Raw genomic sequence first — 14,803 nt, 5'->3', positions numbered from 1 at the left:
GTGCCTCGCATTTACGTATATCCAACATATCTAAGGTTGCACTTGGCGAACTCAGGTCTTAGATTGATAGCATCTTATTTCTCTAATGGACCTAGCGACGGACGTGTAAAATGAGCAATGATAAATTTCGTTTGGTGACTCGCAGTGACTTTGATGGCTTAGTATGTGCTGTGCTGCTTAAAGATCTAGATTTGATCGATGAGATCCTGTTTGTACACCCTAAAGACATGCAAGATGGCAAAATCGACATCACCGCAAAAGACATCACCACCAACTTGCCTTATGTACCAGGCTGTCACCTCGCCTTTGACCATCACTTAAGTGAAACCGTACGCAACGACAGCAACATCGAAAACCATATCATCGACGCCAATGCTCCTTCTGCTGCGCGCGTAGTCTATGACTACTATGGCGGTAAAGAGCGCTTTGCAGACATCAGTGAAGAAATGATGGAAGCCGTCGACAAAGGTGACTCGGCCCAGTTTACTGAGGATGAAGTGCTTAACCCGACAGGCTGGGTGTTACTGAACTTTATCATGGACGCCCGCACTGGCTTGGGACGTTTCCGAGAATTTCGCATCTCTAACTATCAGCTAATGATGCAATTAATCGACTACTGTAAGCATCACACCATTGAAGAAATCTTAGCCTTAGAAGATGTTAAAGAGCGAGTTGACCTGTACTTTGAACACGATGCTAAGGCCAAACAACAAATCCAACGCTGCGCCACGGTGCATGGCAATCTAGTGGTGCTTGATCTACTCGATGAAGAGACTATCTACACCACCAACCGCTTTGTCATTTATGCGTTATACCCGGACTGCAATATTTCCTTGCACAAAATGTGGGGCCTAAAACAGCAAAACACCGTATTTGCCATTGGTAAGTCCATTTTAAACCGTACCTCTAATACCAATGTCGGCGAGCTATGTTTGCAATATGGCGGTGGCGGTCATCTCAATGCAGGAACCTGCCAAGTGGACAACGACCAAGCCGACGCCGCACTCAGCGCTATCATCGTTAAAATTAATCAGGATGGCTAACCCTTACATGTCACACCCTGAACAAAACGGCCAGTTAGCAGGTGATATTTTCCTGCTAACTGGCAACAAAACCTCGTTTGCAGCCCACCAAGTCGAACTTCTCAGCGCCATTCAACAATGTGGCTCAATTTCTAAAGCGGCCAAAGCCGTGGGCATCAGTTATAAAACCGCATGGGATCGCATCGATGCCATGAACAATATGTCGCCAGAGCCACTTGTGCTGCGTGCCAGCGGTGGCGCCAAAGGCGGCGGTACCCAGCTAACTGAGTTAGGGCAACGCATTATTGCGGGGTTTCAGTCGCTCTTAGAAGAGCACCAACAATTTATCGATCAACTGGGTGCGCGTTTGCACTCGCTACAAGACATTGCCAGTTTTGTCAGTCGTGAAGGCTTAAGCAGCAGCGCTCGCAATCAGTTTCGTGGCACCATCAAGACCATTAAAGCTGGCGCAATCCACAGTGAGGTGACGCTTGATATTGGCGCCGAATCACTACTGACCGCGATCGTGACCCAAGACAGCTTGCAGCAGCTTGGGCTCACTGACGGCGCAGATTGCATCGCCATTATTAATGACTCGGACATTGTATTAAGCGGTGACCACAAGCTTGCCAGTAGCGCACGCAATCAGCTTAAAGGCCGCGTCAGTCGCGTCATAACGGGGGCCGTAAACTCAGACATCACACTTGATCTGGGTAATAATAAGGCTCTTAATGCCGTCATCACCAACGCCAGTGCCAGCGAGCTTGATATCCAAGAGGGTCAAAGCATGCAGGCGCTGTTTAAGGCGCCTAGTGTGATCTTGATGCGGGCGCGTTAGCGCATAATAGCGACCGATTTGATTTGCGCCCAGGCTTGAAGCCCTTCATAGAGATGCAGTTGCTCAACTGAACGCTTAGTTAAGCGCGCAAGGATACAATCACGCCCGCTGATCAGGCGTAGCAATAGCATCGCAGGGTCTTTATCAGGTGTAATCTGACTAATAGTGACTGGCAAGCGATTTAAAATACTAGAATCCTCACCCGCAGACAAAGCAATGCTGACATCGCGTGCCAATATGCGCGTACGGATCGCCGCACCTATGGCATCACCGCCATCCCGCACCCACAGCGACCCACCGGGCGCCTTGATACGTGCCAAATGCCAAGCCTCATTGCGCTCTTGCAAATGGCCATGCCAGACCACGCCCATATCAAATCCGGATAATTGCGCGAGATCGGTACGTGCGAAAATATCACTGATATCTCCCTGCGCAACCACCTTGCCCTGCTCTAACACCAGTACATGATCGGCCAATTGAGCAATCTCATCCACAGAGTGGCTGACATACAAAATAGGAATGTCTAAGCTGCTACGTAGTTTGGCGAGATACGGTAAAATTTCTTGCTTGCGAGCACTGTCTAAAGATGCCAAAGGCTCGTCCATCAGTAACAAACGCGGCTTAATTAACAATGCTCTTGCAATCGCGACACGCTGACGCTCACCACCAGACAGCTGCGCAGGATAACGCTGCAGCACATGCTCTATGCCCATTAGATCGATGATCTGTTGGTATTCTGCTGCGTTTGGGCGCTGCTCAGAACGCTTTAAGGCAAAGTCGATATTCGCCTGTGCCGTCAGGTGTTCAAACAGGCTCGATTCTTGAAATACGTAACCAATTGGGCGCTGGTATGTCGGTAGCGTGCGGCGATCGTCTTGCCATACATCACCTTGCACCGAAAGGTAGCCTTGTGGCGCCGTTTCCAGCCCGGCGATACAACGCAATAAGGTAGTTTTACCTGATCCAGACTGACCAAAAATCGCTGTCACTCCTTGACTCGGTAATTTGGCCGCCACGCTCAGCACAAAATCTTCACGGCCTTTGGCTTGGCGTGTCAGTGAAAATTGTGCGTGAATACAGCTATCGCTTGCAATTGTTTGAGACATCATCGACTCCCCCACACACTGGTTCCACGACGCTGAAAGCCATAAACGCCAAGCAACACCACAAACGAAAAGGCCACCATCAAGCCAGCCAGCACATGCGCTTGGCCGTATTCCATCGCTTCAACGTAATCGTAAATCTGTACCGAAACCACACGTGTCTCTTGAGGAATATTGCCGCCAATCATGAGTACGACGCCAAACTCACCCACCGTATGGGCAAACCCTAAAATCGCGGCCGTGATAAAGCCAGGCTTTGACAATGGCAGTACTACATTAAAAAAAGTATCCCATGGCCCTGCTCGTAAGGTCGCCGCGACTTCTAACGGCCGTTCACCTAGCGCTTCCATGGCATTTTGAATCGGTTGCACGACAAACGGCAACGAGTAAAACACTGACGCGATCACCAGCCCCCAAAAGGTAAATGGCAATAAGCCAATCCCCATCTCTTGAGTCAGCTGGCCGATCCAACCATTTGGTCCCATGGCAATCAATAAATAAAAGCCCAGTACCGTCGGTGGCAATACCAAAGGCAAAGCCACCAGCGCTCCAATGGGGCCTTTCAACCAAGAGCGTGTGCGTGCTAACCACCAAGCGATCGGCGTACCGATGAGTAACAGTAGCACTGTCACCGTGGTGGCTAAGCGTAACGTAAGCCAAATCGCATCAAGATCTGCGTCAGTAAACATAATGGTTATTACTCAGTTTCGTAACCGTAAGAGTGAATGATGTCATGAGCAACCGAGCTGCTCTGTAAGTAATCTAGCAAGGCGATGGCTGCCTCGTTATCAGCGCCACGCTCGAGCAGCACAGCGTCTTGCCGAATCGGGCTGTACAAATCACTCGGCACAATCCAGCTTGAACCCTCCGTCACGTGGCCATCAGACATGATTTGAGACAGCGCGACAAAGCCAAGATTAGCATTACCTGTCGCGACAAATTGATAGGTTTGAGCGATGTTTTCGCCCTGTACCCATTTTGCTTTAGTGGCATCGGTTAAGTCTAACGCATCTAGAACTTCGGTTGCGGCTAAACCATAAGGCGCCAGTTTAGGGTTGGCTAATGCCAGCTTATTAAAATCGCCTGAGCTTAAACGGCTGTAATCGTCTTCGATAAAGTCTGGCAACGTAGACCAAAGCGCCAACGCACCCACCGCATAGGTAAAGCGGCTACCAGAATGGACCATGCCCGCTTCTTCTAAGGCTTTCGGTTTGGCTTGATCGGCGGATAAAAATACCTCAAACGGTGCGCCATTTTGGATCTGAGCCAAAATTTTACCAGACGAACCAAAAGATAAGACAACCTCATGACCGGTTTCAGCTTCGAACTTTTCCACCACAGATTTCATCGCTTCAGTGAAATTAGCCGCTACCGCTGCATGCACTTGTGCTGCCGATGCATTCATGGTCGCGGCACACCCTAGTACCAGCAAAGGTAGTTTGTTTAGCATTGTCATCGAGGTCTCCTTATATGACTTATTGTTATGTCGTCTGATCGGGCCATAGGCCCTTTGAAATTTCGTTGTATAATCTTCTATACAACGAAATTCCTCAAGCCAATACGTTCATATTTCTTTGATTACGACATCACTGCGCGCCAATCTGTCGTATTTAAAAAAGTTTTACGCCTATTCTGGTCCCCCATAAGCTCGCTTCTAACCAAATCCTTATGTGCTACGAAAAGATGGTCAATGACCGTCGATGATTGCTATGATGCTCACCATAGTCGGGGGGCAGGTAACTGCTGAGATCGCTACGCGAGACCCGTTGAACCTGATCCAGTTAACACTGGCGGAGGGAACTATAGGCAGTGCGAGCGACTACTCTCAGCTTACGCGCGCCAGTTCCTTTACGCCGTAAAGGAGCGTTTATGTCTACCCCCATTACCCTAAGCATTGCCGGCTCAGACAGCGGCGGCGGCGCAGGCATTCAAGCCGACATCAAAGCCATTTCTGCCACCGGCGGTTACGCGTGTACCGTGATCACGGCAACGACCGCGCAAAATACCCTTGGCGTCACTGATGTACATGCTATTCCGCTTGCGCACATTGAAGCTCAGTTAGACGCTGTATTCACCGATTTAGACGTACAAGCGGTAAAAATTGGCATGCTAGCCGATTCTGAGATTATTCGAGTCGTGGCGCAGAAATTACGTCAGTACCAGCCTAAAAAAGTAGTTTTGGACCCGGTCATGGTCGCCACCAGTGGCGCTATGCTACTACATGACAGCGCAGTCAAAACCCTGATTGATGAGCTGCTACCGCATGTAAGTGTGATCACCCCTAATCTCCCTGAGGCCGCTGCCCTACTTGGCCAAGCAACACCCACAAGCCACGAGCAAGCACTTGCCCTAATTCCTGCGTTGCAACAACTGCCAACCCCAGCGGTATTACTGAAAGGAGGTCACCTTAGCGATACCCCGAGCTGTATCGATTGGCTGATTACACGCGCACAAACTATCTCCTACGCAGGTCCGCGTATTGCGACGCAAAACACCCACGGCACTGGCTGTACCTTATCTTCCGCTTTGGCCTCATTTTTAGCCCAAGGCTATGACTTAGAAGCCGCCGTGCAACAGGCGAAGCACTACATCAGTCAAGCCATCGCTCACGCCGATGAGTTAGCGGTTGGTCGTGGCCATGGACCGGTTCATCACTTTTATCAGCAAACATCGACCGACTCATGAACCCAGCTGTCGAAATCACGATCACTCACGGTAGCTTGTCTTATCACAATAGCAACCATGCCGTGCTGCAAGATCTCAAGGTAACCTTTGCGCCGAACCAGTGGACCTGCTTATTAGAGCGCAGTGGCTGTGGTAAAACCTCGGTGTTGCGCCAATTAGCGGGGCTATTAGACACACAAGCCCAATGGCAAGGCAGCATCCGCACCAGCGATCAAATCAGCCTTGAGCAACGTATCGCCTACATGGCACAGCAAGATCTTTTATTGCCGTGGTTAAGCGTGTTTGACAATGTCACCGTGGCTAATCGTTTGCACGGCAAGCCACCGACTACATCCCTGCGATCCCATAGGAGCAAAGCATGACGCCCGAACTGATTGTCAAAGCACTCGAGACTCTACGCCAACAAAAGCCCTTGGTGGTAAGCATCACCAATTACGTGGTCATGAACAATACGGCCAATGCACTACTGGCCTTAGGGGCATCGCCAATCATGGCGCACTCGCGTGAAGAAATGGCCGAAATGATGACCTTTGCGGGTGCCTTGGTGATTAATATCGGCACCTTGGATCAAACTTGGGTGGAGCGTATGGCGTTTGCTATCAAGCATGCCAATGCCAACCAAATACCTGTGGTGTTAGACCCTGTTGGCTGTGGTGCCACGACGTTTCGTACCGATACAGCGCGCCAGTTTGCCAAGCTTGCAGAGCAGTTGATCATCCGCGGCAATGCCTCAGAAATCATCGCTCTGGCGGGTCATATTAGCCAAGCCAAAGGCGTGGATTCACAAGACAGCAGCGATGCTGCGTTAGCTGCTGCCAACGCGCTCGTCCAAGAGTATCAAGCCAATGTGGTTATCTCTGGCGCCACGGATTATAGCGTCTCAGCTGCGAGTACCTTTGCCTTAGATAATGGTCATGCCATGATGCCCTTGGTAACGGGTACTGGCTGCTCATTAAGCGCTCTAACGGGCGCCTTTGCTGCGATCGGTGAGACCAGTGGCTTAGCCGCTGCTGCGGTGCTGGGCATCGCTGGAGAAATGGCTGGAGAACACGCCCGAGGGCCTGGCAATCTGCAAATGGCACTGCTCGATAGCCTCTATAACCTTGATGGCGACACTGTATTACAGCGTCTAAAACTGCGCCAACACCCATAACGGAGAAGCCCATATGTCCCCCTACACACTCTATCTCGTGACCGACGAGCACCTGTCACTTAATGCACTGGTAGAGGTGGTCGAACAGGCCATCGCGGGGGGTGTAACTATGGTTCAGCTTCGCGAAAAGCACCATGATGTACGCGCTTTTATCGAGCGTGCGAATGCCATCCACCCCATATGCCAAGCTGCTCAAGTGCCCTTGATCATCAATGATCGTGTCGATGTAGCGTTAGCGGTCGGCGCCGATGGCGTGCACCTAGGGCAAAGCGATATGCCAGCCACCTATGCCAGACGTTTGCTTGGCCCCAATAAGCTGTTAGGGCTTTCCATTGAGAGCTGGAAGCAACTTGAAGAAGCTAAGCAACTACCGATTGATTACATCGGTTTAAGTGCTATTTATCCGACGCCAACCAAGCTTGATACACAACACCACTGGGGGCTTGATGGCCTAGCAAAAGCGCTACAAGCCTACCCTAAGCCGATCGTCGCTATTGGTGGCATTCGTGCAGACAATTTGGCTAACGTTGCCAGCACAGGCGTACAGGGCATTGCGCTGGTATCGGCCCTATGTGCTGCAGATTCGCCTAAGCAAGCCGCGCAATCACTGTTGCGCGAGATACTGAGCGCTCGTGAGTGACGTAAACCACCTGAATACCGAGACACGGCGTCGGGCTTGGGCAACTGACTAGCTGCGCCTAGACCTACAATCGAACCTCAACAATTCATTACTCTATATGGAATTATCATGTCAGACTTTATCACTGTAATGCGTGAAACCTGCCCAACACCTGTTGTGGACGCTACTAAATGGAAACGCATCGAAGGCGAACCGCACACGGTTAACCTAAATGCTTACCTATCAGAAGACGGCAGCAAAATCATGGGCACTTGGATCTGCACACCAGGCAAATTCGAAGTGGAATACGACAAGTGGGAATTCTGCCACTTCCTAGAAGGTTACTGCATCATCACGCCAGAAGGTGAAGAGCCTAAACACCTAAAAGGCGGTGACGTATTCGTGATCGAGCCTGGCATGAAAGGTACATGGGAAGTCGTTGAAACGGTTCGCAAATACTTCGTATTCGCATAATCCGATTCCCTTCAGCGCTGCATAGCAGCGCTGATTTCGCCTCTTATATCCCCCGTACTAACTATTTCTTCTTATTACAAAACCTATCGCAACCTTTCATAAGTAGGCATTGTTTTTACTTATTTAACTTAAATAAGCCTTTTTTTAGGATTAGTTCATCTAATAGAAACTTTTCTAAATTAGAGGAATATACTATGCCGCGTTCTCGTGTTTAAAACTAAGCGTCGACAGCATGCTGCCAACCGTGCCCTGTTTTTTTGTGGGCGCTTAGTTGTAAACATGCTTACCCTAGGGAATTGTAATGAACGCTTGGTATTTTCTTTGCCTCTTATCTGTCATCGCGATCTTCATCGCCTTCATTAATCAATACGTATTAAAACTCCAAACCACCATCGCCATCACCTCTGGCTCTGTTGCCATCTCACTGTTATTGATGGGTTTTACTGAGTTTTACGACAACGATCTCACGCAAACAATGACAGATTCTGTCGCCAGTCTTAACTTCAATATGCTGCTCCTCAACGGCATGCTCGGGTTTCTATTATTTGCTGGTGCTTTAGAGATTGATTTAAAACTACTGCGGCAACAAAAATGGGAAATCGGCATTATGGCGTTTTTCTCGACCTTGCTTTCCACCTTTATCGTGGGCGCTTTATGTTTCGGAATTTTGCATGCCTTTGGCTGGCAAGTGCCGTTTATTTACTGCTTATTATTTGGCTCACTTATCAGCCCGACGGACCCCATTGCGGTCTTGGCCATTATTAAAAAGATGCAGGCACCCGAGAAAATTTCAGTGCAAGTGGAAGGTGAATCACTATTTAACGACGGTATTGGCTTGGTGGTGTTCACCACTATTTTTGCGCTCGCGTTTTCAGGCAAAGAACCAACCCTTGCAAGTGTCACTGAGCTGTTTTTCATCGATGCGATTGGTGGGATTTTCTTTGGTCTAGTGATCGCAGGCATTGCCCATTTATTGATTCGCACCAGTCACGATACCAGCATCGAGCTCTTAATTACCTTGTGTATTCCGACCGCCGGCTATGCTTTAGCCAACGTACTGGATATTTCCGGCCCATTGGCGATGGTGGTCAGCGGTATTTTCATTGGTAATGTGACGCACGCAAAAGGCTTTTCAAAAACCAGCCAAACCACCATGAACCACTTTTGGCATACCATTGACGCCTTCCTGAACTCACTATTGTTCATCTTAATTGGCTTGCTATTGGTGGTATTGCCTGTGACTTGGCAAGAAGTCGGCTTAGGCTTATTGATGATTCCGGTGGTATTGCTGGCCCGTTTTGTCAGTGTTGGCTCTGCTTACAGCGTGTTCCGACGTTTTCGAACATACGATGCCCACTCGGTAAAGATCCTTACTTGGGGAGGCTTACGGGGTGGACTGGCGTTGGCCATGGCGGCCTCGGTGCCACAAGGGGCCTTTTTGGTTAATGGCGCCGATGTGCATACACTTATCGTTGTTATGACTTACACAGTGGTGATTTTCTCGATCATCATCCAAGGCTCAACTATCTCACCAATCATTCAGCGCAGCATCAACGCCAACACTGAAGTCTAATCAGACTTGTTAGCAAGAGCCAGAGTACGTGATAACGCAGTTGCGGCCACGTGCTTTGGCTTCATATAACGCGGCATCGGCGCGACCAAACAAGCGGTCGATATTAACGCCCGGCTCACTGCCCTCACAACATTGAGCCACCCCAGCTGAAATCGTCACTTTAAGGTGATTCTGCTGCGCATGGAAGTAGATATCTAAGCTTTCTACAGCCTCGCGAATAGCACTGGCTATTTGATAACCATGGGCTTTATCAGCATTAGGTAACATAATGGCAAACTCCTCACCGCCAATGCGTCCAACCATAGCATCCGCTGGCACATGCGCTTGCATGGTACGAGCAACCCTCTTCAACACCTCATCGCCTGTCTTATGGCCATAGCGGTCATTGACCTGTTTAAAGTGATCAATATCGAGCATCACCATACAATAAAAACGCTGCTCTGAACGCAAGGTGTTGAGCACTTTATCGGCGTAGTCAAAAAAGTAACCACGATTGGCCAGCCCAGTCAGATCATCGTAGTAAGCACGATTTTCTAAAGCTTCTCGAGAACGTCGACTTTCGATCGCGATACTGGCCAATTGGCTGGCAAAGGTAATCAAATCGATATCATTTTGCTGCGGGCTAGCAGGATACGGATAGTAGATCGCAAACGTACCTAACACTCGTTCATCAGAGGAGATAATCGGATCCGACCAACAAGCAGCTAAACCTGCTTGGCGAGCGATGTCAGTGTAACCCTGCCAATTACGATGCTGACTGATGTCTTCGACAATGACACGCTGCTTTAAAAACGCTGCACTGCCACATGAGCCAATGTTAGGGCCGATTTTGAGCCCTTCGATCGCCTGCAAATAAAACTCAGGTAAGTTGGGCGCAACGCAATTACGCAGACGCTGCTCATCATCTACTAATAAAACACTGCATAGGGCATCTTTGGATTCCGATTGCACTTGCTCGACAATGCGCTCTAATACACTCTCTAAAGAAGCGCCGGTCGCGACCATCTCGAGCATTTGGGTATGGGCCGACAGACGGTTTTGCATCTGCCAATAGTCGGTCATGTCGGTGTAATTGACCAAACGCTTATGACCCACCCATGTGGCCGTTAGAAGTACGTGTTTAACCGCGCCATCTTTACAGGTCACTTCAAGCTCGCGACTTTGCGTCGGATTACCGTCTTTACGTGTTTGTAGCGCCTCTATGTGCCAAGGGCGCAGCACACTTTCACGATACTCGACATCTGGAAAGGCTTTGATAAACCATTGCTCTAAGGTCGCAATCTCGTCGTGCTGAAAACCAAATAGCTCGATAAACGCCGCATTGATGTACTCGATCTCACCGGTCAATGAATTAGACCAGCCCATAGGCGTAGGCGAGGCATCAAGTATTTCTTTTAAGCGAAGTGGTGACTCGATATCAAATTGCTTGGCCACACTCTGACGTACGGCCAAGATAAGATGCTCGCGTATACAGTTGAGTACTTCCTCTAAATCTTCTGAAGAACGCTGTCGAGCTGAATTAGCAAGGTTATGCAAACCAATCAAGAATGGCTCACAACCTTCTTGGGTAACCGGTTGCTGTCGTAAACACGTCGCTACAAAGGTATCGTCAAAACGAGTAAAACACGCCCCATCAACGGATGTTAAAACGATGCCTACGCCAGTCATACGCTGATAGCGTTGTACTAGCTCATTGAGGAATGCTTCCCCCAAAAGCTCTACGATGGAACGGCTGGTATAGCCGATGACAGAAAGTGGCATAATAACTTCACATGGTTTTAAAACTCGTTTTATAAGGATAAATCACTTACACGAAAAAAACCGTTAAAACGTCAAGATATACCAAATATATTGCAAAACACCCCAGCCATCACCGAGCCACCGATAAATTATTGCGGGCACCATACAAGCGCAGTACAAAAGAAAAAGGTACTGGTCGCATTGATGCATCAAATTGGTGCAATCAATCAACTCTTGCCACAAAAGGGCGCTAAAATGATTCACGATTAGGAGTTTACATCACCTAATCGTTACTTGTTGTAGGGATACACGCTTAAGGAACAGTGTACTTATTGGATGCTCACTTACATCTATAACATAGCGCCAATCACCTTTCTCTACTCGCTTTACCATGGTTCCATGCAGTCTTGCATGTATTTTTGAGAGAACACACATGAAAACTAGCGCTCGTAATCAATTTCTGGGCACGATCACAGCCATCACCGATGGTGCAGTCAATACCGAGGTAACATTAGACATTGGCGCCAATCAATCACTGGTCGCCATCATCACCCAAGAAAGTGCGCAGACCTTGGGCCTTGTCGTTGACGGCACGTGCACCGCTCTGATCAAAGCTTCTTCTGTTATTTTAAGCGCCGATACCACAGTCGTGACCAGCGCGCGTAACAAACTAATCGGTAAAATCGCAAAACTAGTACCAGGTGCCGTCAACACAGACGTCACTCTAGACATTGGCAACGGTAAAATGGTCAGCGCCATCATCACCAACACCAGTGTGGCAGAATTAGGTCTTAAAGAAGGTGCAGACGCGTGCGCCCTATTTAAAGCGCCTAGCGTTTTGCTCATGGCAGAGTAACCTGCATTGGGTCGCCATGTGCTCATCATGGCGACTCTTTTTTAATCCTTCTTTTTAAGTTTCATACCAATCCAGCGCATTACGCTTATGGATGTCTATGGCCAACGTTTGTCATAAGACGTCCACAAAAAAGGCGACCCGCAGGCCGCCCTTTAGTAGATCCGCTAATACAATTACTCAGCGCTTAGCGATGACATATCGATAACGATACGGTGCGCCATGTCACCTTTGGCCATACGCTCAAATGCAGAGTTGATTTGATCCATAGAGATCATTTCACACTCTGGGTAGATATCGTGCTTAGCACAGAAATCCAACACTTCTTGAGTCTCTTCGATACCACCGATTAGGGAACCGGCGATACGGCGACGGCCGCCAACCAATGGCCAAGTGATTGGCTCTTCGATTGGTCCGATTTGACCAACGATTACCAAGGTACCATCGACATCTAGTGTCGGCGTGTAAACGTTCACATCGTGTTTAGCAGGAACCGTATCAATGATTAGATCAAAAGAGTTCGCTGCCGCTTGCATCGCTTCTTCGTCAGAAGAGGCCAAGATGCCTTTGGCGCCCAGTGCTTTGGCTTCCTCTTCTTTCTTCTTAGAGCGGCTTAGCACAGTCACTTCAGCACCCATAGCAACGGCCAGTTTTACTGCCATGTGGCCAAGACCACCCAGACCAATCACACCTACGCGAGTGCCTTCTTTCACACCCCAAGTGCGCAGTGGTGAGTAAGTCGTGATACCAGCACAAAGGATCGGAGCAGATTTAGAAAGATCCATGCCTTCTGGCACGCTCAGTACGAATTCTTCACGAACAACGATGTGCTTAGAGTAACCACCTTGAGTCGTTTCACCAGAGATGCGATCTGGCGCTCCGTAAGTAGGTGTCATGCCGTTACGGCAGTACTGTTCCTCATGGTTGTGACACTGGTCACATTCTTGACAGCTATCCACCATACAACCGACCGCTACTTGGTCACCTACTTTGTATTTTTTCACATCAGAACCCACTGACGTTACAACACCTACGATTTCATGGCCTGGAACTAGAGGGTACGGTTGTGGACCCCAATCGCCATTAACAGTGTGTAAGTCAGAGTGACAAACACCTGAGTATAGAATTTCGATCGCCACATCATTGTCACGAAGATCACGACGTTCGAAGTGGTAAGGCACCATATTTGCGCCAGAATCGTGTGCTGCATAGCCTACGGTTTTCATAAATTTCTACTCCCAGTATTTTTAATTGGTTTTGGAAACGCTTGTTAGCATTTCTTATAGTGTAATCGACTGACACGTTTTGCGTGTGCCTAATACTCTTTTGCCCTTGCATAAAACTACAAAACTACCGCAAAAGACAACTTTTTTGGCAAGTTCTACTTTTCCTGAAAATATGCAAAAAATAGCCACACAAACGTAACAAAAACCAGTAAAGCACTATTTTTGGGCATTCAAACGCAAAAAAGCCAGCTTTGCGCTGGCTTCTGTAACATTGCATAATCCTACAAAGCTTATTATCTGATCAAACATGTTTACCGGGCTCAGGAACATCCTCTTTACTCACGTTTTCCTCTCGTGCCATTTCTTTTGCCAGCTGCTCATCTTCTTCATCGCCCGCAACAGCTTGCTGATCTGCCCCATATTCAGGTGACAAAGCCAACTGAGTTAACAACGGAAAATGATCCGAACCGATAGAAGGCATACGTTTCATGAAACCAAGCGTAAAGTGCTTACTGTGAAACACATGGTCGAGCGGCCAGCGTAAAAACGCATAATCCGCATGGAAGGTACAAAATACACCACGACCAATACGTGGATCTAACAAGCCACTGACTTTACGGAATAACCGCGTGGTTTTGGACCATGCCACATCATTAAGATCTCCTGTCACAATAACCGGCATATCTGACTCCGCGACACTGCGACCCACGATTTCGATCTCAGCATCACGCTCATCTGACTCTGTATTTTCCGTAGGGCTTGGCGGCGCAGGATGCAGAAAATGCGCCCGGATCACACGCCCATTATTCAATTTAAGTGTCGTATGCACTGAGGGAACATCCTCCTCCACCAAGAAGCTTAACGAGGTATCGGCCATGGGTAGCTTTGAATACACGTGCATGCCATAGAGATTTTCCAGCGGACACTTCACCGTATAAGGCATGGATTCTTCTAACACACTTAGCTGATCTTCCCACCACTGATCGGACTCCAAGGTGACCAACACATCAGGTTGATACTGTTTGACTAACGCAATCAACTTATCAGCTTGACGATTTGGCGTTAAGACATTGGAGGTCAAAATGGTAATCTTGGCCTCAGTCACTGAAGGCTTAGCTGTTTTAACTTCTTTGGGCAGTAAGGGTGTATAAGGTAGTACCCACCACAATTGCACGGCAAGACAACCCAATGCGGCTAAGATCATGATCCCCGTCGACAGTTGCGTAAGGTCTAACCAAGCGCACTGCGCTAACACTAATAAAGCGGCCAACATGGCCAGCTGCAGCCTTGGGAAGTCACCACTGCGCACAATCCAATGCGAGATCCGAAACATAGGGCCTAGTGTGGCAATGACCATTAACAGCGTTAACACCAACAAAATATAAAATGACATAGGGACTCTTAAAATTTCCTTATCGACCCCCAAAAACTTAGCACGGTATGAAAAAAAAATCTGACGCGACCTTAAAAGAACTTAATTTCTTCAATTTTTCTGCGAAAAACAATGACCTAAACAC

At 48.5% G+C, this 14,803-nt stretch carries 15 protein-coding genes and 1 riboswitch; of the genes, 9 read left to right on the top strand and 6 right to left on the bottom strand.

Annotation, left to right across the window (positions count from 1 at the left end):
* Window positions 1-110: 110 nt before the first annotated feature.
* Together JQX58_RS12405 and JQX58_RS12400 are read left to right on the top strand one after the other, a co-directional pair.
* On the top strand, window positions 111-1,043 hold the full coding sequence (locus tag JQX58_RS12405; RefSeq protein ID WP_204147180.1) for a DHH family phosphoesterase: 933 nt from the start codon (window positions 111-113) through the stop codon (window positions 1,041-1,043).
* Between the two features lie 7 nt (window positions 1,044-1,050).
* Window positions 1,051-1,860 (top strand): TOBE domain-containing protein, encoded by an 810-nt coding sequence (locus JQX58_RS12400; protein WP_204147179.1) that lies wholly within the window; start codon window positions 1,051-1,053, stop codon window positions 1,858-1,860.
* Here the strand turns inward: JQX58_RS12400 and modC are convergent.
* From modC to modA, 3 genes are read right to left on the bottom strand one after another with little or no spacing between them, the layout of a single operon-like run.
* Window positions 1,857-2,966, bottom strand: coding sequence for a molybdenum ABC transporter ATP-binding protein (gene modC, locus JQX58_RS12395; RefSeq protein WP_239090338.1), 1,110 nt, complete (start codon window positions 2,964-2,966; stop codon window positions 1,857-1,859). The two genes, JQX58_RS12400 and modC, sit on opposite strands and share 4 nt — an antisense overlap.
* A complete protein-coding gene (gene modB / locus JQX58_RS12390; protein WP_204147177.1) occupies window positions 2,966-3,652 on the bottom strand; it encodes a molybdate ABC transporter permease subunit in 687 nt (228 codons plus the stop codon). The genes modC and modB overlap by 1 nt, the downstream gene beginning before the upstream one ends.
* A gap of 8 nt (window positions 3,653-3,660) precedes the next feature.
* Window positions 3,661-4,419, bottom strand: a complete 759-nt coding sequence (gene modA, locus JQX58_RS12385; protein WP_204147176.1) for a molybdate ABC transporter substrate-binding protein — start codon at window positions 4,417-4,419, stop codon at window positions 3,661-3,663.
* A 260-nt stretch (window positions 4,420-4,679) separates the two neighbouring features.
* Window positions 4,680-4,779, top strand: a riboswitch (TPP riboswitch).
* A gap of 53 nt (window positions 4,780-4,832) precedes the next feature.
* Here modA and thiD point away from each other — a divergent pair.
* The 6 genes from thiD (at window position 4,833) to JQX58_RS12355 (ending at window position 9,467) form a co-directional block, all read left to right on the top strand.
* Window positions 4,833-5,648: a bifunctional hydroxymethylpyrimidine kinase/phosphomethylpyrimidine kinase gene (thiD, locus tag JQX58_RS12380; protein WP_204147175.1), complete on the top strand. Its 816-nt coding sequence runs from the start codon at window positions 4,833-4,835 to the stop codon at window positions 5,646-5,648.
* Window positions 5,645-6,010: an ATP-binding cassette domain-containing protein gene (locus JQX58_RS12375; RefSeq protein ID WP_204147174.1), complete on the top strand. Its 366-nt coding sequence runs from the start codon at window positions 5,645-5,647 to the stop codon at window positions 6,008-6,010. The genes thiD and JQX58_RS12375 overlap by 4 nt, the downstream gene beginning before the upstream one ends.
* Complete coding sequence (thiM, locus tag JQX58_RS12370) at window positions 6,007-6,801, top strand: hydroxyethylthiazole kinase (protein WP_204147173.1); 795 nt, start codon at window positions 6,007-6,009, stop codon at window positions 6,799-6,801. Before JQX58_RS12375 ends, thiM begins: the two co-directional genes overlap by 4 nt.
* Before the next feature lie 13 nt (window positions 6,802-6,814).
* Window positions 6,815-7,441 (top strand): thiamine phosphate synthase, encoded by a 627-nt coding sequence (gene thiE, locus JQX58_RS12365; protein ID WP_204147172.1) that lies wholly within the window; start codon window positions 6,815-6,817, stop codon window positions 7,439-7,441.
* 108 nt (window positions 7,442-7,549) lie between these two features.
* A complete protein-coding gene (locus JQX58_RS12360) occupies window positions 7,550-7,894 on the top strand; it encodes a cupin domain-containing protein (RefSeq protein ID WP_067036007.1) in 345 nt (114 codons plus the stop codon).
* A gap of 301 nt (window positions 7,895-8,195) precedes the next feature.
* Window positions 8,196-9,467 carry a cation:proton antiporter gene (locus tag JQX58_RS12355; protein ID WP_204147171.1) on the top strand — a complete coding sequence of 424 codons (1,272 nt, stop codon included), beginning with the start codon at window positions 8,196-8,198 and terminating at the stop codon, window positions 9,465-9,467.
* Window positions 9,468-9,476: 9 nt separating this feature from the next.
* Here JQX58_RS12355 and JQX58_RS12350 read toward each other — a convergent pair whose 3' ends face one another.
* A complete protein-coding gene (locus JQX58_RS12350; protein WP_204147170.1) occupies window positions 9,477-11,228 on the bottom strand; it encodes a sensor domain-containing diguanylate cyclase in 1,752 nt (583 codons plus the stop codon).
* Between the two features lie 412 nt (window positions 11,229-11,640).
* Here JQX58_RS12350 and JQX58_RS12345 point away from each other — a divergent pair, with 412 nt between their 5' ends.
* Window positions 11,641-12,063 (top strand): TOBE domain-containing protein, encoded by a 423-nt coding sequence (locus tag JQX58_RS12345; RefSeq protein WP_239090337.1) that lies wholly within the window; start codon window positions 11,641-11,643, stop codon window positions 12,061-12,063.
* Window positions 12,064-12,236: 173 nt separating this feature from the next.
* Here the strand turns inward: JQX58_RS12345 and JQX58_RS12340 are convergent, their stop codons facing one another.
* Together JQX58_RS12340 and JQX58_RS12335 are read right to left on the bottom strand one after the other, a co-directional pair.
* On the bottom strand, window positions 12,237-13,286 hold the full coding sequence (locus JQX58_RS12340) for an NAD(P)-dependent alcohol dehydrogenase (protein ID WP_204147168.1): 1,050 nt from the start codon (window positions 13,284-13,286) through the stop codon (window positions 12,237-12,239).
* A 301-nt stretch (window positions 13,287-13,587) separates the two neighbouring features.
* The gene (locus JQX58_RS12335; RefSeq protein ID WP_204147167.1) at window positions 13,588-14,679 is read right to left on the bottom strand and encodes an endonuclease/exonuclease/phosphatase family protein; all 1,092 of its coding nucleotides are present in this window, start codon (window positions 14,677-14,679) and stop codon (window positions 13,588-13,590) included.
* Window positions 14,680-14,803 lie beyond the last annotated feature (124 nt).

It is taken from the genome of Marinomonas ostreistagni (genome assembly GCF_016888445.1).
Lineage (GTDB): Bacteria > Pseudomonadota > Gammaproteobacteria > Pseudomonadales > Marinomonadaceae > Marinomonas > Marinomonas ostreistagni.
This window is presented reverse-complemented; position numbering and strand designations above follow the sequence as displayed.